Here is a 21886-nt window from a genome sequence, read left to right as displayed (position 1 = left end):
CCTATCAGTACTATAACTTATATAATCCAACAGACATATCAGAAAAAGTTGTTGGTATAGTGATTGTATGTGTAATAATAGTTAAAGTATCTTAATATTTCTAAATATCTTAAAGTGTTGGCACTATCCAAGGCAAAACACTGACTACTAATAGAGTTTTCTGGCTGGTGGTTAGTGCTTTTTATGGTGACTATATTTTAGGAATTTTCACCTGAATACTAGGCGGAGTAAAAGCGTGATTCAATTAGAACAACCACCCAGTGATCAGACAAAACTGACTCCAGCAGTAAAAAGTAAATCTCAGTTTAAAGGACTTTTCATTGCTATTGTCATTGTTAGTGTATGGGTCATTAGCTTGAGTTTATTACTTCCCCTTGACATCTCCAAGTTAAAACTTTGGATGCTATTGCCTAGCATAGCTTGGCAAACATTTTTATATACGGGATTATTTATTACATCTCATGATGCTATGCATGGGGTAGTGTTTCCCCAAAACAGCAAAATTAATCATTTTATTGGGACATTAACCCTATCTCTTTATGGTCTTTTACCATATAAAAAATTATTGAAAAAGCATTGGTTACATCACCACAATCCAGCAACTCCAATAGACCCAGATTTTCATAATGGTAAATACAAAAACTTCTTTGCTTGGTATTTACATTTTATGAAAGGTTACTGGAGTTGGGGACAAATAATTGCCCTAACAATTATTTATAACTTTGCAAAATATATACTCCATATACCCAGCGACAATCTCAATTATTTTTGGGTACTTCCTTCACTTCTAAGTTCATTTCAATTATTTTATTTTGGTACTTTTCTCCCACATAGTGAACCAATCGGAGGCTATATTCAGCCTCATTGTGCCCAAACTATTAACCGTCCAATTTGGTGGTCATTTATTACGTGCTATCATTTCGGCTACCATGAAGAGCACCATGAGTATCCCCATATTCCTTGGTGGCAATTACCAGAAATTTACAAAGCAAAATAGTTTTTGTTTATCTAAGAAGTAAGTGGGCGTGAATAATTAAAGGTTTGTAGTTAGTTTCTCCAGACCTTAAAATAAACCTGGGGCTGCTTACTAAGAGACAATTTATTCTGCTTATGCCAATTAATAATTCTCGTCTTGTAACCTATAGCCCTGCTTATACAATCGTTCCCACTTACGAGTGCTTTAATCGGTGTAGTTACTGCAACTTTCGCAGCGAACCGGGTAAAAGCCCCTGGATGAGTCTTTCAGATGCAGACAGTATTTTAAAACCACTTCAAAACGAAAAAGTCTGTGAAATTCTCATACTTAGCGGTGAAGTGCATCCCCATTCGCCAAAGCGTCAGGCGTGGTTTGAGCGGATTTATGATTTGTGTGAATTAGCGCTTTCAATGGGGTTTTTACCTCATACAAATGCGGGACCTCTGAGTTTTGAAGAAATGCAAAAGCTCAAGTGTGTGAATGTTTCAATGGGTCTGATGTTGGAACAATTAACGCCAACATTGTTAAATAGTGTACATCGGCACGCACCGAGTAAATTACCAGAAGTTCGTTTACAACAATTGCAATGGGCGGGAGAGTTGCAGATTCCCTTTACAACGGGGTTGCTGTTGGGAATTGGGGAAACTGTAGATGATTCGTGGGAAACATTGACAGCTATATCTGAACTGCATCAACGTCATCACCATATTCAAGAAGTTATCCTGCAACCTCATAGTCCAGGATATCAGCAAACCTTTGATGCACCACCTTTTGACCCTCATCAGTTACCAGAAGTAATTGCTAAAGCACGTCAGATTTTACCGCCAGATATTACTATTCAAATTCCGCCGAATTTAGTTAAAGATGACCGATGGTTACTCGCTTGTATCGAAGCTGGTGCGCGAGATTTGGGTGGAATTGGGCCAAAAGATGAAGTAAATCCCGATTATCCTCATGTTCAGGAACAGGCATTGAGAGAAATTTTACAACCTGCGGGGTGGGAATTGGTGGCGCGTTTACCGATTTATCCGCAATTTGATAGTTGGTTTTCGGGAGAATTACAAACAGCAGTGAAGCGCTGGCGAAAGACTCTAACCCCAGTTTCTCTTTTGTAACAATAGGGAAGTAGAGATTTTACTATCTAGAACACCAATTCAGTAATCCTGAAAGAACCTCTCCCCCAACCCCTCTCCGAAGCGGAGAGGGGAGTTTCAGGGTGGTTTCATACAACCACAGAAAAACTAAAACTGGGTTTCAAAGCCTCTCTCCGTTTCGGGGAGAGGTTTGGAGAGGGGTAAAAAGCTATGTCACAAAACGAGAAATCAAGACTTATGTATTTTTATTTTTTCGTATGAAAGCACGCTACCCTTTCCTAGTAATAGAAGGGGTTAGGTTTTTGATAACTGAATCGATGCTCAATTAGTTGACCAGTCTTTGAACTAGATGAATCCACCTTTTATCTCCGTTAACGAGTCTTTGAACTGGATAAATCCACCTTTTATCTCCGTTAACGAGTCTTTGAACTGGATGAATCCACCTCTGAACTCCGTTAATGAGTCTTTGAACTGGATTCATCTACCTCAACTCTGTATAATCTCGATTATTATGAGCATCATTGCTATATTTTTACCTATGGTTAATAGTACTGACTTACTCGCAAACCTCTACAACGCCTTTAACCCCTTTGAACCCTTACCCGCAGGTGATCCAAAATATGTAGATTGTCAGGATGTGCGCGGAGATGCCGATATTTTGCAAGAGTTGGGAAATCGGATGCAATTGGCAAATACAAATACTTGCCAATTGTATTCTGGTCATCGGGGTGCGGGGAAGTCTACAGAATTACTCAGGTTAAAGAAGTATTTAGAAAATCGGAAATTTTATGTTGTCTATTTTGCGGCTGATGAAGAGGATATCGATTCTGAAGATGCCCAATATACAGATATTCTCCTCGCCTGTACCCGCCGTTTGCTCAAAGATTTAAAAGGAATTGCTAGTCCTCGTCCGATACTCGACTGGTTGAAAGATCGTTGGGTAGATTTAAAAGATTTGGCGCTGACTCCCATAGAATTTGAGAAGATGGCTGTAGAAGTGCAGCTTGCTCAATTCGCCAAGTTGACCGCAAATTTAAGAGCTGTTCCTGAATTACGCCAGAAGATTCGCCAACAAATTGATCCTCACACCGTCACTTTAATTCAGGTGTTAAATGAGTTTCTGGTGGATGCAAAACAGCACTTACCTAATGGCTACAATAAACTGGCGGTAATTGTCGATAATTTAGACCGGATGGTGTTAGTTAAAGACGGCGACGGCCGCACCAACTATGAGGAAGTCTTTTTAGACCGTAGCGAACAACTCCAAGCTTTAGATTGCCATTTGATTTACACTGTCCCCATTTCAATGGTCTATTCTACCAGGGCAACAGACCTCAGAGATATCTACGGCGACCCCCAAATTTTGCCAATGATTATGGTAAACACTCTCAAGGGCGAAGTTTACCAGCCAGGACTCAAGAAAGTTAAAGAAGTAATTAACAAGCGAGTCCGGCAAATTGCACCAGAACTATCACTAGAAACAGAAATTTTTGACAGTCCCCAAACCTTAGACAGACTTTGTTTAATGAGTGGAGGTCATGTGAGGAATTTGCTATTGTTAACTCAAGATGCCATTGGACGCACTGAAGAATTACCTATTTCAGAAAAGGCGGTGCGACGAGCAATTACTCAAGCCAGAGATACTTATCGCCGCGCTGTGGAAAATCATCAATGGTGTCTGTTAGCGGAAGTGTCTTTTTCTAAGCGGATTATTAATGATGACTTGTATCGGAGTTTGATGTATAATCGCTGTCTTTTAGAATACCGCTATTTAGATGATGATGGAGATATGCAGCGTTGGTATGATATTCATCCATTGATTCAAGGAATTCCAGAATTTAAAGAAGCCGTAGCGAAACTTTCATGAACCCAAATTTAAGTGATTGGGATGATGATTTACCCCCAGAACCAGAAGAAGCTTATCAAGACTTGCTTCGCGCACTGAAGCGAAAATCAGGATTTGGTTTGTTTTTCGTGCAATGTACACCTGGGGAAGCAGACAAGTTCATTGTCAAACTTCCCCAGGAGATTCCGCAGAAGAAGATTGCAGTTTTGCGCTTGGTTGAGGCGATTGATAATTTATATCAGCCAGTAGCAGAGTTTATTAAAGACAAGCAAGTTGATATTTTATTAATTAAGGGTCTGGAATATTCTTTATATAAGTATGAAAAAAGGAGTTTTGGGGAAATTACAGAAGGGCAATTTAGCAATTTAACTAGTGTTCCGCATATTTTAAATCACTTAAACCAACAGCGAGAACGCTTTAGAGATGATTTTCCTATTAGCTTTGTTTTTCTTTTGCGTTCATTTTCGATAAACTATTTAATTCACCGCGCCCCAGATTTTTTTGATTGGCGTTCTGGGGTGTTTGAATTACCGACAACGCCAGAATTGGTAGAACAAGAATCAAATCGTCTGTTATTGGAAGGAGACTATGAAGAATATCTGAAACTTAGTTCAGAACAAAAAATTGAGAAAGTCCTGGAAATTAAGGACTTGCTAGCGGAAAGACATCAGACAGAAAATTGTAAGGTTAGTTTACTACTTGAACTGGGAAGTTTGTTGATCACTGTGAAAGAATATGAAGCAGCTATCGTATCCTACAACCAAGCTCTAAAAATTCAGCCAGCTAAAGACGAAACTTGGTACAATCGGGGCAATGCTCTAAAAAATTTAGGCCGCTATCAAGAAGCTATTGCATCCTACGACCAAGCGATAGAAATTCAACCAAATAACTATCAAGCTTGGAACAAGCGGGGCATTGCACTAGGGAATTTAGGACGCTATGAAGAAGCGATTACTTGCTATGACCAAGCACTGAACTTACAACAAAATTACGATTGGGCTTGGTACAATCGGGGGATTGCTCTACGGAATTTGGGATTCAATAAAGAAGCGATTGCATCCTATGATCAAGCTCTAAAAATTCAACCAGATAAACACGAAGCTTGGTACAATCGAGGGATTGCTTTATACAATTTAGGATGCAACGAAGAAGCAATTATATCTTACGATCAAGTAGTGAAAATAAACCCAAATAAACATGAAGCTTGGAACAATCGGGGGATTGTGCTAGATGATTTAGGATGCTATGAAGAGGCGATCGCATCCTATGACCAAGTACTGAAAATTAAACCAGATTATCACCAAGCTTGGTACAACAAAGCTTGCAGTTATGCCCTTAAAGGTAATATTGAGCAGGCACTAGAAAAACTGCAAAAAGCAATTAATTTGAATCCTGATCAATGTAGCAAATGGGCAAAAACCGATTCAGATTTTGATGGTATTCGTGAAGATGAACGGTTTCGAGCTTTAATTCAATAACCGCTATAAAGACTAAATTAATGTAGCTATGTCCTTTCCACTTCCACTGAAAATATTAACTGAAATTAAAAGCGATGCGTATGAATAACAAATTAAAAACTTAACCTATCTTGAAGAACGGAAATCAAATGTCAGAAACAATCAATATTGAACAAGCGGTATTAGATAATTTGCGAATTCTCTCGAATGACAAGCAACAAGAAGTCCTAGATTTTGTTGAGTTTCTTGTCAAAAAAACAGTCAATCACCAAAAGTTAAACACTGAAGATTCAGATTCTAATATCTCATCAAATCTCCAACAGCAAAAACGGTTATCTCTCCGAGAAATTGCTCGACTACCTATAGCAGAACGTCACAAAATACTAGAACCTTTTATCGCCGCCATAGCCGAAGATTTTTTGAATGACCCAGAATTAACAGAGTTTGCCGTTCTGGATGGTGAAGACTGGGAAACTGAGAATGACTAATCCTAAGAAAGGTGAGATTTGGCTAGTGCAACTCGATCCAACCAGAGGGCAAGAAATTCAGAAGACTCGCCCTGCTGTTGTGATTAGTTCTGATATCTTTATTTCTATTCCAATGCGGATTATTATTCCTGTGGCAACATGGCAACCTAAATTCCAAAATCGCATTTTCATGATTCCCATCCAGCAAACTAATGAAAATGGCTTAGACTCAAACTCAGCAGGTAATGTTTTACAAGTTCGTAGTGTAACAACTGAGCGATTTGTCCGGTCTTTAGGAAAAGTGTCAACAGCCGTCATGCAAGAATTACTAGACGGTTTAATTATCTGTATTGATTATGCTCCTGAAAGCAACGACTGAAAAAGAGCATCTTGAGAAAATACAATTTAGATGTAGTTAGATGTAGCGATCGCTTTCACACTTCTACTGAAAATATTCACTGAAATTAATAGCGATCGCTCAGGTGCAGACAAGCACCACCAAAATAGTCTCAAATCAATATCCCCGTGAACTAATTACTAACGCATCCCTCAAAGGAGAGAGATAGGAGCCTAAACCCTGTTGTAAAATAGACATATAAGGATTCGGGGGGCCATTTAACTGGTCATAAACGCCTATAGAAACTATTTTTGGAAATCTCCAAGGTCTGAAGTCCAGCCAGCTGAAGCAACTACAGCGGCTGTATCACCAGCGCATACCAGGCGATCGCATCACTACGCCTGAGTTTTCCCAGCGTCTGGCAGCAATTAGCACAGAAGTCAATCAGCCTGTGTGCGCCTACGTCAATCGTCGCGGACAAGTGATTCGCGTCGGTGTAGGCACACCGCGTCAAACGCAAATACCACCGATGGAATTGCCCCGTTACGGTGCAGAACGACTCAGTGGTATTCGTTGTATTGCTACCCATCTCAAGCCAGAACCGCCCAATGAAGCGGCACTCACGGCAATGGCACTGCAACGCCTAGATGCTCTAGTTGTCCTAAATATTACCGGAACGGGATTTACACGGCGGGGAGGCGGTGCAACTGGGTATGTCAAAGAAGCTTATCTAGCTCATCTGACACCCCAAGACTCTCGCACCCTGATTCCTAGTCCTGCTGCTGTCAAAGTAGAGGAAAGCCAATTCGGCTTCGCTCACTCTAAACAAATCCAATCCCCAAGTTGGAATATATCGCCACCTTTGGACTTGGACGATCTGGCAGACCAGGATTTAGTAGACTTGGTGGAAAATCTGGAAGCGGAATTCCAGCGCGAATTTATCGCCCAGGAAGTAGATGCTGACCACGATCGCGTGCTGATTGTGGGGTTGATGACCAGTGAGATGACTCCCCTACAATTCCAGGACACCCTATTAGAATTGGCACGGTTAGTTGATACCGCTGGGGGAGATGTATTACAGACAATACAACAAAAGCGATCGCGCGTTCATCCCCAAACCGTAGTTGGCGAAGGTAAAGTGCAAGAAATTGCCCTAACTGCCCAAACACTAGGAGTCAACCTTGTTGTCTTCGACCGCGACCTCTCACCCTCCCAAGTCCGTAACTTAGAAATGCAAATTGGTATCCGGGTGGTTGATCGCACCGAAGTAATTTTAGATATCTTTGCCCAACGCGCTCAGTCCCGTGCCGGTAAGTTGCAAGTAGAACTAGCACAGTTAGAATACATGCAACCGCGATTAGCTGGTAGAGGTCGCACCATGTCCCGATTGGGTGGTGGTATTGGGACTCGTGGCCCTGGTGAAACCAAACTGGAAACTGAACGCCGTGCTATTGGGCAGCGGATATCCCGACTGCAAAAAGAAGTAACTCAGTTACAAGCCCATCGTTCTCGGTTACGGCAGCGACGGCAGCATCGGGAAGTTCCTTCAGTGGCTTTGGTTGGATATACCAACGCTGGTAAGTCCACTTTGCTGAATGCTCTCACGAATGCAGAAGTTTATACAGCCGACCAGTTATTTGCAACTCTCGATCCGACTACCCGCCGTCTGGCAATTCCTTATGGCGAAACCAATGAACATCAGGAAATTCTGATTACAGATACAGTAGGGTTTATACACGAACTGCCTGCATCGTTAATGGATGCCTTCCGCGCCACCTTGGAGGAAGTCACAGAAGCCGATGCCCTACTACACTTGGTAGATTTGTCTCACCCAGCTTGGTTGCGTCATATTCGCTCAGTCAGAGACATTTTGGCACAAATGCCAATAACTCCTGGCCCGGCGCTGGTTGTTTTTAACAAGATTGATCAGGCTAATAGTGAGACACTGGCTCTAGCTAGGGAAGAATTCCCTCTAGCGGTGTTTATTTCTGCGAGTCAGCGCTTGGGATTAGAAACCCTACGTCACCGCCTTGCCCAGCTGATCCAATATGCCGTTGACTGTGGGTAAATACTAGAATTGCATCAATATTTAATGTTAATAAAACTCAGTAGTAATACTGAGTTTTTTCTTGTATGAAGCTAAAAATAAAGTCTTTTTGAATTAAGGCTGGTATCATAGACAACTTCTAATTGAATATCTAGAGTAGTAAAAGACTTTTCACTGGGTGCATCTGATTTTACATGGATAGAAAGCAGCAAATTCCCATCATTAGCAACTGAGTCTTACCATTTTCTTTTCCAAACATTGATTAACATGAAACATCTATTTTCCACCACAACAATACCTGCGTTTTTGGCTGCTACTGCCGTTGTGATATCGTCTTCTGCTTTTGCCCCTGCTAATGCCGCTTCGATGAATTTCACTATCAACGACTTCACAGGTTCGGATACTCAGGTGAAGTTTACCTTAGATGACTCAATAGCGGGGTCTGGCAAAGTTCAGTTTAAAGTAGATTATTTATCCACTGGCAGCAACACAATTGCTGATATACGCGGTATTTTCTTCAACATTTTAGATAACTCACTTCTTAGCGGTCTTCAAGTAGTAGGTACAGATGTAACAAACAAACAATTTGGTCCTGCTGGAACAGTTAACTCTGTCGGTAGCGGTAGTAACAATCTGAACGGTGGTGGCGTCTCCTTTGATGCTGGGATAGAAATTGGTCAAGAAGGCATAGGTCAAGGAAAAGGCGATATTCAATCTACCGTCTTTACCCTATCCCATACTTCAAAAGCTTTAACGTTGGCTCAGTTTTCTCAGGAAAACTTTGGAGTGCGCCTAATGAGTGTCGGTTCTGGAAACAATCGTAACGGAAGCAGTAAACTCAAAGGACAAGCCCCTTACTACACACCACCACCACCACCACCTAAAAAAGTGCCTGAGCCTACTACAGTCGTTGCCCTTGGTCTATTTGCTGTGGGTGCGCTGAGAATAGCGAAGAAAAAGCCTTTAGTATCAGCTTCAATGACAGTCGCCTAGAAGCTTTACTAGGAGACACTAAATGCATCCCTTGTCGGATTCAGGTGTGTCTCCTAGAATTATGAAATTTACTTATTAAATACATACTAAATCATCATAATTAATAATTTTTTTAATACTCCCACCCGTTATAGCTGTGGGATTTTTGAATGATAGGGGTTCTAGTGAACTCACCTTCATTAAGCATCGTAAACCCAGTTAGCAACTTTTAAAGATCAGGTCAAAACGAGATAAAGCAGCTACAGTCAGTGGCAAAGTTCTAAAATTAAGAAGTATGAAATCAATTTGAGGACTTTATGGCTGCAAAAGTAGAAATTTATACTTGGAGAACTTGCCCGTTTTGTATCCGTGCCAAAAGTTTGCTGAAAAACAAGGGTGTTGAATTTATCGAATACAGCATTGATGGAGATGAAGCAGCCAGAAGTAAAATGGCTCAAAGGGCAAATGGACGCCGCTCTTTACCGCAAATTTTCATTAATGATGATCATGTTGGTGGTTGTGATGATATCCATGCTTTAGATAGTCAAGGCAAGCTGGATGAGCTACTAACTTCTAGCAATAGCGTTTAGATTCATAAGTGCGCTAGCGACAGGCCGCTGCCAATTACACGGCAGTCGCTACAACTCTAAAACAAACAACGCGCTATCTTTTGTCTAAGAGCTTTTCCCCACACAAGCGAATATGTCTACAAGATTTTACTCTCCAGGTTTTACTGAGCAGTACAGATATACGTCAATTGGTGAGAGCATCAAGAGATAATAGTCGAATAACCATTTAATTTCTTGGTGATTGAGGTATAAAGGGTGAAACTGGCTTTTATCATTGATCCTATCCATCTGCTTGACCCGTGTCATGATACCAGTGTTGCCTTAATTGAAGCAGCGCAAATCCTGGGACACGAAGTCTGGGTGACTCAAGCAAATTTGCTGAGTGTGGTGGATGGCAAAGCTTGGGCTTTTCTACAGCGAGTTGAAGTTGTACCAGTGCAGTTGGTGGAGAGACACTGGGTAGCAGTGAATCCTTGGTATAAGTTGAGTGATTCTTCCTTAACTTCTTTAGAGACAATGGACGCCGTATTTATGCGGACAGATCCACCAGTCAATGATTCCTACCTCTATGCCACCTATATTCTCGATTACATTGACCAAAATAAAACCCTGGTAATTAACAGTCCGAGCGGCATCCGAGGGGCAAATGAAAAAATGTATGCCCTCCAGTTTACTAAGGCGATTCCAGAAACCATTGTCAGTGCTGATAAGGAGTTTATTCGGCAATTTGTCGAAGCAAAAGGAGCTGCTGTTCTCAAACCACTAGGTAACAAAGCTGGGGAAGGAATTTTATTTTTGCAATCAGGCGATCGCAATTTTAACTCCATTGTCGAACTCAGTACCCTCCAAGGCCGAGTGCCAGTAATGGTACAAACCTATTTACCAGAGGCAAAAGAGGGAGATAAGCGAATCATCCTGCTCAATGGTGAACCAATTGGTGCGCTCAATCGCCTCTCTAGTGGAACTGATTTTCGTAATAATATGGCAACTGGTGGCACAGTTGCTCAAACTGAAATTACCCCAAGAGAGTATGAAATCTGTACGCAATTAGCCGAACGCTTACGCCAAGACGGCTTAATCTTTGTGGGTATTGACATTATCGGTGGCTACCTAACTGAAGTTAACGTCACTAGTCCCACCGGAATTCGGGAGATTGACCGCTTAGATGGTACTCTCCTTGGTCATCAGGTAATTCAATGGATTGAACAGACTTCCGTTGGATACTTGCGTGAGTGAGTTCTCTAAGCAACTTGCCTTGAGTAAGTATATTACTTATACCGGATATTAAGTTTAATGGATCGCGATGGGTAGATGTAGCAATGTCTACGACTAGCTACGCCTACGCATTCCTATTTGGGCAGGTCTTCCTGGTTTTTTGTTCCAGAAGCATAGCTGACTATGTGAGTCAGCAGACTCCTGCCCAAGTTCATTCTATAAAGTGGCGTTGACAAGTTTTTTACCAATTGGCAAAATTGGGGATGGCAAAACATTGCTTACCCCTGCCCTTGGTAAAACCCTGGTGGAAGTAGCAGATTTTATACAGCATTCAGCCTGATCTGAGACTGCTCAGTTAATCTAAAATCTCAAATCCAAAATCTTTTAATTCCTTGGTGTACGTCGGTTTCTCAGAAAGTCAGGTATATCCAATCCAGGTTTTTCTTTTGGTTCTGGAACTGGAGTTGGAGTTGAGGTTGGAGTTGAGGTTGGGGGATTAACTGCGGGTTGCTGGGTTGTTCGCTTCGACGCATTCGGTGCTACTCGAACGTTAGCCACACTTTGTTGTACCGCAGCTTGCACTTCACCTGTAAACCCAGTGGCAATTACAGTAATTCTCACCTCACCTTGAAGTCTGTCATCAATTACGGCCCCAAAAATAATATTGGCGTTGGGATCAACTACTTCATAGATTGCTTCTGCGGCAGCATTCACTTCATGCAAGGTGAGGTCAGTACCACCAGTAATATTAAATACAACCCCTCTTGCGCCTTCAATAGAACATTCTAGTAACGGTGAAGAAATAGCTGCGATCGCAGCTTCTCTAGCCCTAGATTTTCCAGAGCTAACGCCAATTCCCATCAATGCCGATCCCGCATCTGCCATCACAGCCCGAACATCAGCAAAGTCAACGTTTACCAAACCCGGGATCGTGATGATATCAGAAATACCTTGCACCCCTTGACGCAGCACATCATCTGCATAGCGAAAAGCTTCTTGTACAGGTGTTTGTTCAGGGATCACTTCCAGCAGTTTGTTGTTGGGGATAATGATCAGTGTATCTACTCTACTTTTTAGTCCTTCAATACCTTGTTCCGCTTGGCTGGTGCGGCGGCGTCCCTCAAAGACAAATGGACGTGTGACAACACCAACAGTGAGAGCGCCCATTTCTTTAGCTACTTCTGCCACGATTGGGGCTGCACCCGTCCCAGTACCACCACCCATACCAGCAGTAATAAATACTAAGTCTGCACCCTCCAAAGCTGTAGCAATTTCGTCCCGTGATTCCTCAGCTGCCTTTTGACCGATTGCAGGATTACCGCCTGCTCCTAAACCCCGTGTTAGCTTCTGTCCAATTTGTAATCGACTTGGAGCGCCTGCCAGAGTTAGAGCTTGAGCATCAGTGTTAATTGACCAAAACTCTACCCCAGAGACATCAGACTCGATCATGCGGTTAACAGCATTGCCACCACCACCACCGACACCAATCACTTTGATGTTGGCCACTCGACCAGGGACAATCTCACCTATTCGGCTATTTTCCGCAGAAATCTTCTTATTATCGTGATTTTGTCCGAAGTTCAGCCCAGAGTTATTAAAGGGATTGGTCGAGTTAACTGCCAGAGAGAACCCTGGCTGTCCCGTAGATTGGGAATTTTTATAGTTAAGTCCTTGGTTATTATCAAGTGTCATTGGATTTGTGAAAGGGTAGATAAACGACTTTTTCAGGTGTTATTCACCTAAGAGTCAACTTTAGTTTGACACTGCCACAATACTATGGCACTGTTCTTTATTATTTTCACTACTGCCAAGCCTAACAGAATTGGTAGTGCGAAAATTTGCTATGGGATAAGCTTTTAGGGCAGCCGATCGCACAGCCAATTCTAGAGAAGTATACCTATATTTATCTAAAAGTGACCTGTATAACTTCAACCAGACATTAATCTCTTCATTATTCTCAGGGGAGGGTATAACTTGTAAAGACACACTACAGCGTATCTTCTCTGCCTCAATAATAATATTGTTAATAGGTTTCACCATTGGGGATAATTGCAACTTTAGACACAAAATTTACCTTTTACTTACTTATCCTTAAGTTAAACTAAGCAAGAATTTACTTGTCAGACTATACCTGATTAATTTGTTGCTTGGGGGGTCTTAATGGACACTTTGTTGGAGCAATAGTCTATCCTACGAGAACCCTCACTAGTACAGTCAATAAATCAAGATTTCCTAAGAGGTTTCGTCACCTAATAAAAATTACGGTACAGAATAGTCTAAATTTATTGCCCAGAAGCAATGCTTACGCAATTTTGGGTGGCATTTTCTGTTACAGTTCGCAACCTCGGTAAACTGTCTTCGGAATTGTCCTCAATAGACTCAAGCTAGAACACTTTTGGCTCTGCACTTAGATAGTGGTGTAAACCGTTTTCATCTGTGCACTCTGAAAAGCGAGTATTATCTTAATGAAAAACTCAAGCATTTTTCTCTTTTCCGCACTGGGTTTAGTTGAGGAATGTATGGGCAGAAGGTGTTTTGTATGCTCTAGATCATCATTAGATTGTCCCGCATCTTGCACCCTACTATATAGATGTTAGGGTAATAATTGAGGGTCTTTTACTCGCAATGGAGATTATATGATTGATCTTCTCATGTTAATTAGAAGTTAATGCCGATTTTCGTCAGGGTTGCGGTAAAACTGAAAATAATAAATATATTTATCAGCATAAAGCTTCTTAATTTACTAGGAGCTATCAATACATTAAACACCCTAGATATTTTTAGGGATCTTGGGAGTTGATTTTTGATCTTTTTGGTTCATTTGTACTAAGGGGAATTCGGGATTTTTCAGATCAATATACTCTATTTGACCAGAATTGAATTTTGCTGTTAAATGCCGCATTTGAGCGAGTAGCTTGATTTGTTCAGACAACTTGGGACCTGGGACGCCAAGATGCACATTTCCTAATTCTGTTTTCAAAATTAAATTCGTTGGATTTTGGCAATCAACTTCCATCACTTTCACAGGACTTTGGCTGATAGCTTCATGGAGTTGAGTCCAGTAGAGGTAGTATTGTTTTGGTGAACCAATGACTCTGAGATTTGGTAATTTCCTAGTGGGATTCAGTGATGTATATTTTTCTAAGGGTATCCAGGCCCCACTTGCATCTAGTAAGCCAATAGTTACTTTTTTGTTGTCACGTGTTTGAGTTACTGCTACAGGTATTCGTTCTTGAACTTCGATGAATAATCCAGGAGGAAAGAGGCGGCGTCTCACGATCGCTTGGGCAATAGTTGGTTGTTTCTTCAGAGAGCTAGCGATCGCCGACGGTTCAATCCGCCACAAAGACTGGGGGTAAGATAAAACCAACAGTGACTGAGTTGTTTCATCCGACAGTAATTTATTGCCTGATTTCATCACTATTTGCTTGGGAGCTTTTAGCATCCACACTGGTTGAACTGCTATCCACAGTAATCCACCCGCCAAACTAGTAATAGCAAAGGTTCGCCAAATAGCCTGAATAATTCTCATCTGCCGCTGCCGACGTAATTTTTTACGACGCTGGGCTAGATCTGTGCGGGAAACTGATATTATGCCAGCCATTCAAACCCCTTTCTGATTGAAATCTAAATTCCTTGACGCACTTATATCATTATTAATTTCAGTAAACACTGTTGGCATCTGTTAGCCGCTCTCCTCAAGACTTTTTTTATTTTTAGTAACACTTTACAGTAACAACACAAAGATTATGGCGCTAGTCACCATTCCTATTAAAGTTTCCGGTGTCCATTTTTAACTGACTGTAGTCTTTTTGACAAGTTATTTTTGAAGATTTTTTCCCTAAAGATTACAAAATATTAATTTAGATGTTTAGGATTTTGTTTTCTTGACAAATAGAATGTGAAATGATAGCTAAGTATTCCTGAATCTCTGTATAGCTTGCTATAATTCATACCAGTCATCCTCATAAGCTATACAAATTGAGAACCATGCAATCTAGTAACTTTTTTTACTGATTCACCCAGCCCTAAAGGTTTGTGGCAGTTCAAATAAAAGCTAGAGATTGTCAAAACCTCAATAGCAGGTGTAAAAAGGACAGATATGCTTAAGGTTATTAGGGTCAATTAAATCTCTACCATACTACGACAGCTACTGACAGTAGTCCTGCATCAAGTGCTGTTCCTTGCAAGACACTACCAACTTGCAAGTTAATCGTATGTCTACATCTCGGATAGAGATTAATTGTATAAAAAATACGAATTAAACTGCATCTACATACACGTCTACATACACCTCTACATACATGAAAACGACATTAAATTTGTCACGTTTTTATAAAGCATGTAACCCAAGCTACACGCTAAATACAAGTAACGTGCTAGATCGTCAGTATTACATAGATTTTGCTGATGTCCGTGGTTGCAAGATTGTCGAAGAATTGCAACGGACTATCATTCGAATTTCTCCTGATGAGCCAACCTGTCAGTTATTTACGGGTCATATTGGCTGCGGTAAGTCAACGGAATTGCAGCGCCTCAAGTCAGAACTAGAAGTGGCGGGATTTCACGTGGTTTATTTTGAATCCAGTCAAGACTTAGACATGGCGGATATTGATGTTAGCGATATTCTGCTGAGTGTAGCCCGTCAAGTCAGTGCCAGTTTAGAAGGGATTAACATCAAACTCAAACCTGGTTACTTCACCAATTTGTTTAAAGAAGTAGGCGATTTTTTGCAAAGCCCCATAGAGCTTTCTGGACAAGCAGAGTTGTCCTTGGGTATTGCCAAAATTACTGCCAAAACCAAAGATAGTACCCAGATGCGGAATCAACTGAGGCAATATCTGGAACCACGTACCAATAGCATTTTGCAGGCGATTAACGAAGAAATTTTAGAAAAAGCTGTTGAACAGCTAAAGCTACGGGGTCAAAAAGGACTGGTAGTGATTGTAGATAATTTGGATCGAGTAGATATGCGTCCCTTAGCATCGGGGCGATCGCAACCAGAATATCTCTTCATCGACCGAGGTGAACAGTTACGCCGGCTCAAATGCCACCTAGTTTACACAATTCCTCTAACATTAATTTTCTCCAATGAGTACGAGACACTAAAAAATCGCCTGGGGGGAGGGATTGCGCCAAAAGTACTGCCGATGGTGTTAGTGCGGCAAAGAGATGGCAGTGACTACGAACCAGGGATGTCACTAGTGCGCCAGTTAGTTCTAGCAAGAGCTTTTCCAGAAGTTCCTTTGAATAGCAGGCTTTTATTAATTACAGAATTATTCGATCACTCCCAAACCTTGGATCGTCTATGTCGCGTCAGTGGTGGTCACATTCGTAACTTATTGGGTTTACTTTATAGCTGCCTGCAACGACAAGATCCACCTTTTTCTAGGGACTGCTTAGAAGCCGTGATTAAGGACTACCGCGACGATCTGCTATTAGCTATTGATGAATCCCAGTGGGAATTATTGTTTGAAGTAGTGCAGCAGCAGAGAGTTAAAGGTGAGTCGGACTATCAGAGCTTATTAAGAAGCATGTATCTGTTTGAATATCGCGATCCTTTAGGACGCTGGTTTGGTATCAGTCCAGCCTTGGCAGAAACAGAAAAAGTTTTAGCTTGGCAACAAAACAAGTAACACTGCTGGGTAAGTTATTAGTCATTAGTCATTTGTCCTTTGCCATTTGTCATTGGACTAATAACTAATGACCAATGCCCCATTCCCAATACCCCATTCCCAATGCCCAATGCCGAATAAGCAATGACTAATGATAAGCAGCTACGCGTCTACACTAAAGAAAATCAGCATACTTTGCAAAGACTGATTAGAGCGATCGCGCTTTCCGAAGGTCAATTTGCCCTGATTTTAGTTCGATGTAACTATGGGCAATTACGTGAGCAAATGTTAGAGAATATTCGCTCCATCACCAAAGATATTAACATCAGAGAAATCGTTCTCAATCCATCAACTACTTCTTTACACACCACAATAGTCTCAGAACTATCTTTAGATAATCCTGCCGTCCTGACAGACTCTTTGCCATCTGCTGTGATGGTTTTTGGTATTGAGTCAATTATCGACCTGGAAAACTTACTTACAGGCATCAACCAAGCACGAGATATCTATGCTGCAACTTTTCCATTTCCAGTGGTGTTGTGGCTACAAGATGAAGTCGCATCATTGCTTTCAAGATTAGCGCCTGATTTCAAAAGCTGGGCTGCAACCACGATTAAATTTGAAATGACCAAAGCAGATTTAATTGCTTTGATCCACCAAGAAGCAGAATCTCTATTTGCCAAAGTTTTAGAAGCAGGCGCTGAAACATTTTTATCTAATGCCCTCCTAGATTTAGATCCTAAGTCTCAACACCGCCATGAAATAGAATCAGCCCGTAATGATTTGCTGCGCCTATATGGCGTTCAATTAACACCAGGATTAGAAGCTAGTTTAGAGTTTGTCTTGGGGCGAGATAAATACGCCAACGATCAAATTAATGGTGCTTTAGCCAATTATCAAAGAAGTCTAGCATTATGGCAGCAAGAAACAAAAAGAGTAGCGGAATGGGAGAGTAATTCTTCTTTCCCCCTTTCATGTCCTCACCCTACTCCTACCTCGTCTTTACTCAAGCAAGCAATAGTACTATTTCATCTGGGGCTTTGCTATCACCGAATGGCAGACTTATACCAGAATACTAACAGCTATTGCGAACATGCTCTCTTGTGGTTTAAACAATGCTTGGAGCTATTGGATGAGGTACAAAGAGAAGACTTAGTTGCTAAATTCATTTTGCCTGCTTGTGAAATGCTGCAACGTTTACAAGCCTGGGATGACTTAAAAGAATTAGCTCAAAAGTCATTACATCTACATAAAACTTATGGAACTCCTGCACAAATTGCTCAAAATTATGGATTTTTGGCAAATGTAGCGGCTTCTGAGTCAAATTGGTTACTAGCTCATGAATTAGCAAATACAGCACTTTCTATCGCCGAAGAAGCAACAGAAGTTTATCTGCGAGATGCTTTGCGAACACGCCGACAAGAAAGTTGGTATCTTCTCTTACTAGCACGTACACAGCGGCATCTGGGTGAGTGGGAGGAGGCTATCAATAACCTGGAATGGGCGAGGGTAGTTTGTGAGTTACAACATCAGCCATCACTTTACATAGAGATTTTAGAGGAACTGCGATCGCTTTACTTTTTTGAGCGTCATGACTATACAGAAGCTTTTAAGCTGAAGCAAGAAAAAATTCAAATAGAACACCAGTATGGCTTTCGTGCCTTCATCGGCGCAAGTCAATTGCAGCCGCAACGCCCCAGAATTAACCCAGTACTGGAACCTCATAAAATTCCGTTTATTCCTGAAGAGATTGCTCAAGAAATATCTGCTTCTGGACGCCAACAAGATGTCAATCGCTTAATTGAAAGAATTACCCGCGCTGATTACAAACTTACAGTAATTTATGGGCCATCAGGTGTAGGTAAAAGTTCAATTCTCAAAGCTGGTTTAGTCCCAGCACTTAAGGGAAAAGTTATCGGTGAACGAATTCCTATACCTATTATTTTGTCTGTTTATACTGATTGGATGACAATCTTGGTCAGCAGTATTAATCAAGCACTGGCATATACAGGAATATCGCTTAATCTTGACTCTACATCAACTATACTGCTAGAAAAAATCCGGTTAGCATCTGAACGCAATTATACAATAATACTCATACTAGATCAATTTGAAGAATTTTTCTTTGTGAGTAATCCTCCCACACAAAGAATAGAATTTTATAAATTTTTTAGTGAATGTTTAAATATTCCTTATGTAAAAATTATTCTTTCCTTACGAGAAGATTATTTACATCATTTGTTAGAATTTGAACGTTTGAGCCAAAACAATAGCATTGGATTATATGATTTAGGCGTAATTAATAAAAATATTCTCGATAAAGATATTCGCTACTATTTAGGAAAGTTCTCTAGCCAGGATGCCAAAGCTATAATTCATAGTCTTACTCAACGTTCACATTATGAACTGAGTAATGAATTAATTAACCGATTAGTACAGGACTTAACAGGGGAACTAGATGAAGTAAATCCAATTGAATTACAAATAGTCGGCGCTCAACTACAAATAGAAAACATTACCACACTTCCAGAATATAAACTTTGCGGTGGCTCGGCAAAATTGGTGGAACGCTGGCTTGGGGAAGTTATCAAAGACTGTGGTCAAGAGAATGAAGAGTTAAGTTGGGAATTATTATTTGAGTTAACTGATGAAAAGGGGACACGACCGTTAAAAAGTAAAACTGATTTAGCGGCGGCATTAGTTAATAATCATGATATCGATACGATATTAAATTTTGACAAAGTTGGGGAATTGATTTTAGAAATATTGGTAGGTTCAGGGTTGGTATTGCGAGTCAGAGAAGAGTTAGGCGATCGCTACCAGTTGGTTCATGATTATTTAGTTGAACCAATTCGCCAAAAGAACAACTATGGCATGGTTGCCGAATTAGAAAAAATCAAACTTGAAAAAACTAGAGCTGAAGTAGCCCAAAAACTTAGTCAAAAGCAACTCAACTTGGTGTTGCAACGGCGACTGCGAGAAGCACGCATAGCAGGTGCAATCCTGGCAATCATGGGGGGAACAATAGCAGGATTATGGTGGCAAGCCGACTTACAGAAAAGAGCAGCAGTCCGCCAAACTCTACGAGCTGAACGCAGTGAAACCAACTTGCAAATTAGTGCGATCACTGCTGCTAGTGAAGCTCTGTTTGCTTCTAATAAAGAATTTGATGCCCTATTAGAAAGTTTGCGGGCTTGGAGAGCACTGAAACAGGCTGATGGAGTGCAACCAGATACCCGAATGCGGGTGGTGACAGCCCTGCAACAGGCAGTTTATGGGGTAACGGAAGTTAACCGCCTAGAAGGACACACTGATATTGTCTGGGGAGTAACTTTTAGTCCGAATGGTCAGTTGCTAGCATCAGGTAGCCGAGATCAGATGGTGAAACTTTGGCGTCCTGACGGTACCTTACTCCAAACCCTTAAAGGTCATACTGATGCTGTCACCTCTGTAAGTTTTAGCCCTGATGGTCAAACCCTAGCCTCCGCCAGCCTCGACAAAACAGTGCAAATCTGGCACAAAAACCCGGTTACAGGTGAATTTGACCCCAAACCATATAAAACTCTGAAAGGAAATGGAGATTGGGTTTATAGCGTTAATTTTAGTCCTGATGGCGAATTGTTAGCTACTGGTAGTAAGGATAAAACCGTAAAACTCTGGCGTAAAGACGGTAGCTTAGTAAAAATACTGAGGGGACATCGAGGGTGGGTTAACTGGGTAAACTTCAGTCCCGATGGTCAATTCATCGCCTCGTCCAGCGACGACAAAACAGTGAAAATCTGGCGACGGAACGGTAGCCTTGTTAAAACTTTGCAGGGACATCAGCAGGGTGTGGTTGTAGCTGTTTTCAGCCCAGACGGTAAATTTTTGGCGTCAGCAGGTCGAGACAAGACAGTGAAACTTTGGCAACGGGAAAGTAACAGCACTAAAGACGGTTTTGAATATCGTTCTTACAAAACTTTACGGCAGCATAGTAGTATAGTGTGGAGTTTGAGCTTTAGTTCTGATAGTAAAAAGTTAGCTTCCGCAGGTGAAGATAATACTATAAACCTCTGGAGTACCACTGGTATCTTACTCAAAACCTTCAAAGGACACAGTGATGCCGTTGTCAGCATCGCCTTCAGTCCAAATAAAAAATTGCTAGCTTCAGGAAGTTTTGACAAAAGCGTAAAACTATGGAGTTTAGATGCTCCAACACCGTCTATCCTTCAAGGGCATCAAAAGCGAGTTTTGAGCGTTGCTTGGAGTCCCGACGGTCAGATGGTAGCTTCTGGTAGTAGCGATCGCACTGTCAAACTTTGGCAACCGTACACCAGTCGTGGCGAAATCAAAACCCGACTTTACAAAACTTTGGTGGGGCATACAAATAAAGTTCCTAGTGTCAGCTTTGACCCAAAAGGTGAAATCCTGGCTTCAGGAAGTTATGACAAAACTGTGAAACTTTGGCGGCTTAACGGTACTTTAATCATGACTCTCCACGGACATACTGATAGTGTGATGAGCGTGAATTTTAGTCCTGATGGTCAATTTTTGGCATCAGCTAGCAAAGATAAAACGGTGAAACTTTGGAACCGTGAGGGGAAGTTGCTCAAAACCTTAGTAGGGCACCAGGGTTGGGTAAATAGTGTTAATTTCAGCCCTGATAGTCAGATTTTAGCTTCTGCCAGTGATGACCAAACTGTGAAACTTTGGCAACGGGATGGTACTTTGCTCAAAACTTTTTCGCCCCATGACAGTTGGGTATTGGGTGTCAGCTTTAGTCCTACTGATGAGTTACTGGCTTCTGCTAGCTGGGATAACACCGTGAAACTGTGGCGACGGGATGGGACGTTGTTAAAAACCTTATTAAAAGGGTACAGCGATAGCGTTAATGCCGTGACTTTCAGTCCTAATGGTGAATTGCTTGCCGCTGCCAGTTGGGATAGTACAGTGAAACTTTGGAGCCGTGATGGCAAATTAATTAAAAGTCTCAATGGGCATCGCGCTCCGGTATTCAGTGTCAGTTTTAGCCCAGATGGTCAAACACTAGCATCAGCTAGTGATGACAACACGATAATTTTGTGGAATTTACACCTTGAGGATCTGCTTGTTCGTGGTTGCAACTGGGTGGGTGATTATCTCAAGTACAACCGCAATCTTGAGGAGCGCGATCGCTTTCTTTGTGATGGCATAACCCGTACAAACCCTTTTTAATTACGAATTACGTAGCTTGCTTCTCGCCCTTGGCGAGTATTACGAATTACGAATTAGGTTGAAGCCTCAATGGGCAACCGCTCTTGGTTTAGCGGTTG

15 protein-coding genes are annotated in these 21886 nt (G+C 41.4%); 12 read left to right on the top strand and 3 right to left on the bottom strand.

Annotated elements, in window-relative coordinates:
* Positions 1-235: 235 nt before the first annotated feature.
* From crtW to gshB, 10 genes are all read left to right on the top strand, one after another.
* Positions 236-997, top strand: coding sequence for a beta-carotene ketolase CrtW (crtW, locus tag ACWATR_RS13840; protein WP_460333150.1), 762 nt, complete (start codon positions 236-238; stop codon positions 995-997).
* A gap of 113 nt (positions 998-1110) precedes the next feature.
* Complete coding sequence (cofG, locus tag ACWATR_RS13835; RefSeq protein ID WP_460333147.1) at positions 1111-2091, top strand: 7,8-didemethyl-8-hydroxy-5-deazariboflavin synthase subunit CofG; 981 nt, start codon at positions 1111-1113, stop codon at positions 2089-2091.
* 517 nt (positions 2092-2608) lie between these two features.
* The gene (locus ACWATR_RS13830) at positions 2609-3937 is read left to right on the top strand and encodes a P-loop NTPase family protein (RefSeq protein WP_460340407.1); all 1329 of its coding nucleotides are present in this window, start codon (positions 2609-2611) and stop codon (positions 3935-3937) included.
* Positions 3934-5394 carry a tetratricopeptide repeat protein gene (locus tag ACWATR_RS13825; RefSeq protein ID WP_460333145.1) on the top strand — a complete coding sequence of 487 codons (1461 nt, stop codon included), beginning with the start codon at positions 3934-3936 and terminating at the stop codon, positions 5392-5394. Before ACWATR_RS13830 ends, ACWATR_RS13825 begins: the two co-directional genes overlap by 4 nt.
* Positions 5395-5522: 128 nt before the next feature.
* Entirely contained in the window at positions 5523-5861 is a 339-nt protein-coding gene (locus tag ACWATR_RS13820) for a DUF2281 domain-containing protein (RefSeq protein WP_460333142.1), read from the top strand.
* Complete coding sequence (locus ACWATR_RS13815) at positions 5854-6219, top strand: type II toxin-antitoxin system PemK/MazF family toxin (RefSeq protein ID WP_460333139.1); 366 nt, start codon at positions 5854-5856, stop codon at positions 6217-6219. Before ACWATR_RS13820 ends, ACWATR_RS13815 begins: the two co-directional genes overlap by 8 nt.
* Before the next feature lie 256 nt (positions 6220-6475).
* Positions 6476-8245, top strand: coding sequence for a GTPase HflX (gene hflX / locus ACWATR_RS13810; RefSeq protein WP_460340404.1), 1770 nt, complete (start codon positions 6476-6478; stop codon positions 8243-8245).
* A 246-nt stretch (positions 8246-8491) separates the two neighbouring features.
* Positions 8492-9217, top strand: a complete 726-nt coding sequence (locus tag ACWATR_RS13805; RefSeq protein ID WP_460333136.1) for a PEP-CTERM sorting domain-containing protein — start codon at positions 8492-8494, stop codon at positions 9215-9217.
* A 296-nt stretch (positions 9218-9513) separates the two neighbouring features.
* Positions 9514-9786 carry a glutaredoxin 3 gene (gene grxC, locus ACWATR_RS13800; protein ID WP_181932365.1) on the top strand — a complete coding sequence of 91 codons (273 nt, stop codon included), beginning with the start codon at positions 9514-9516 and terminating at the stop codon, positions 9784-9786.
* A 234-nt stretch (positions 9787-10020) separates the two neighbouring features.
* Positions 10021-11001, top strand: a complete 981-nt coding sequence (gene gshB / locus ACWATR_RS13795) for a glutathione synthase (protein WP_460333133.1) — start codon at positions 10021-10023, stop codon at positions 10999-11001.
* A gap of 363 nt (positions 11002-11364) precedes the next feature.
* Here gshB and ftsZ read toward each other — a convergent pair whose 3' ends face one another.
* From ftsZ to ACWATR_RS13780, 3 genes are all read right to left on the bottom strand, one after another.
* Positions 11365-12672 carry a cell division protein FtsZ gene (ftsZ, locus tag ACWATR_RS13790; RefSeq protein ID WP_460333130.1) on the bottom strand — a complete coding sequence of 436 codons (1308 nt, stop codon included), beginning with the start codon at positions 12670-12672 and terminating at the stop codon, positions 11365-11367.
* A gap of 60 nt (positions 12673-12732) precedes the next feature.
* Entirely contained in the window at positions 12733-13020 is a 288-nt protein-coding gene (locus ACWATR_RS13785) for a hypothetical protein (protein WP_460333127.1), read from the bottom strand.
* Between the two features lie 730 nt (positions 13021-13750).
* Positions 13751-14584 (bottom strand): cell division protein FtsQ/DivIB, encoded by an 834-nt coding sequence (locus ACWATR_RS13780; RefSeq protein WP_460333125.1) that lies wholly within the window; start codon positions 14582-14584, stop codon positions 13751-13753.
* A gap of 700 nt (positions 14585-15284) precedes the next feature.
* On the opposite strand from ACWATR_RS13780, the gene ACWATR_RS13775 reads away from it, so the two are divergent.
* Together ACWATR_RS13775 and ACWATR_RS13770 are read left to right on the top strand one after the other, a co-directional pair.
* Positions 15285-16616 (top strand): P-loop NTPase fold protein, encoded by a 1332-nt coding sequence (locus ACWATR_RS13775; protein ID WP_460333122.1) that lies wholly within the window; start codon positions 15285-15287, stop codon positions 16614-16616.
* A 123-nt stretch (positions 16617-16739) separates the two neighbouring features.
* Complete coding sequence (locus tag ACWATR_RS13770) at positions 16740-21788, top strand: WD40 domain-containing protein (RefSeq protein WP_460333119.1); 5049 nt, start codon at positions 16740-16742, stop codon at positions 21786-21788.
* Positions 21789-21886 lie beyond the last annotated feature (98 nt).

It is taken from the genome of Nostoc sp. UIC 10890 (genome assembly GCF_054786515.1).
The sequence above is the reverse complement of the archived record's forward strand: the minus strand, read 5'-3'. Positions and strand labels throughout refer to the sequence as shown.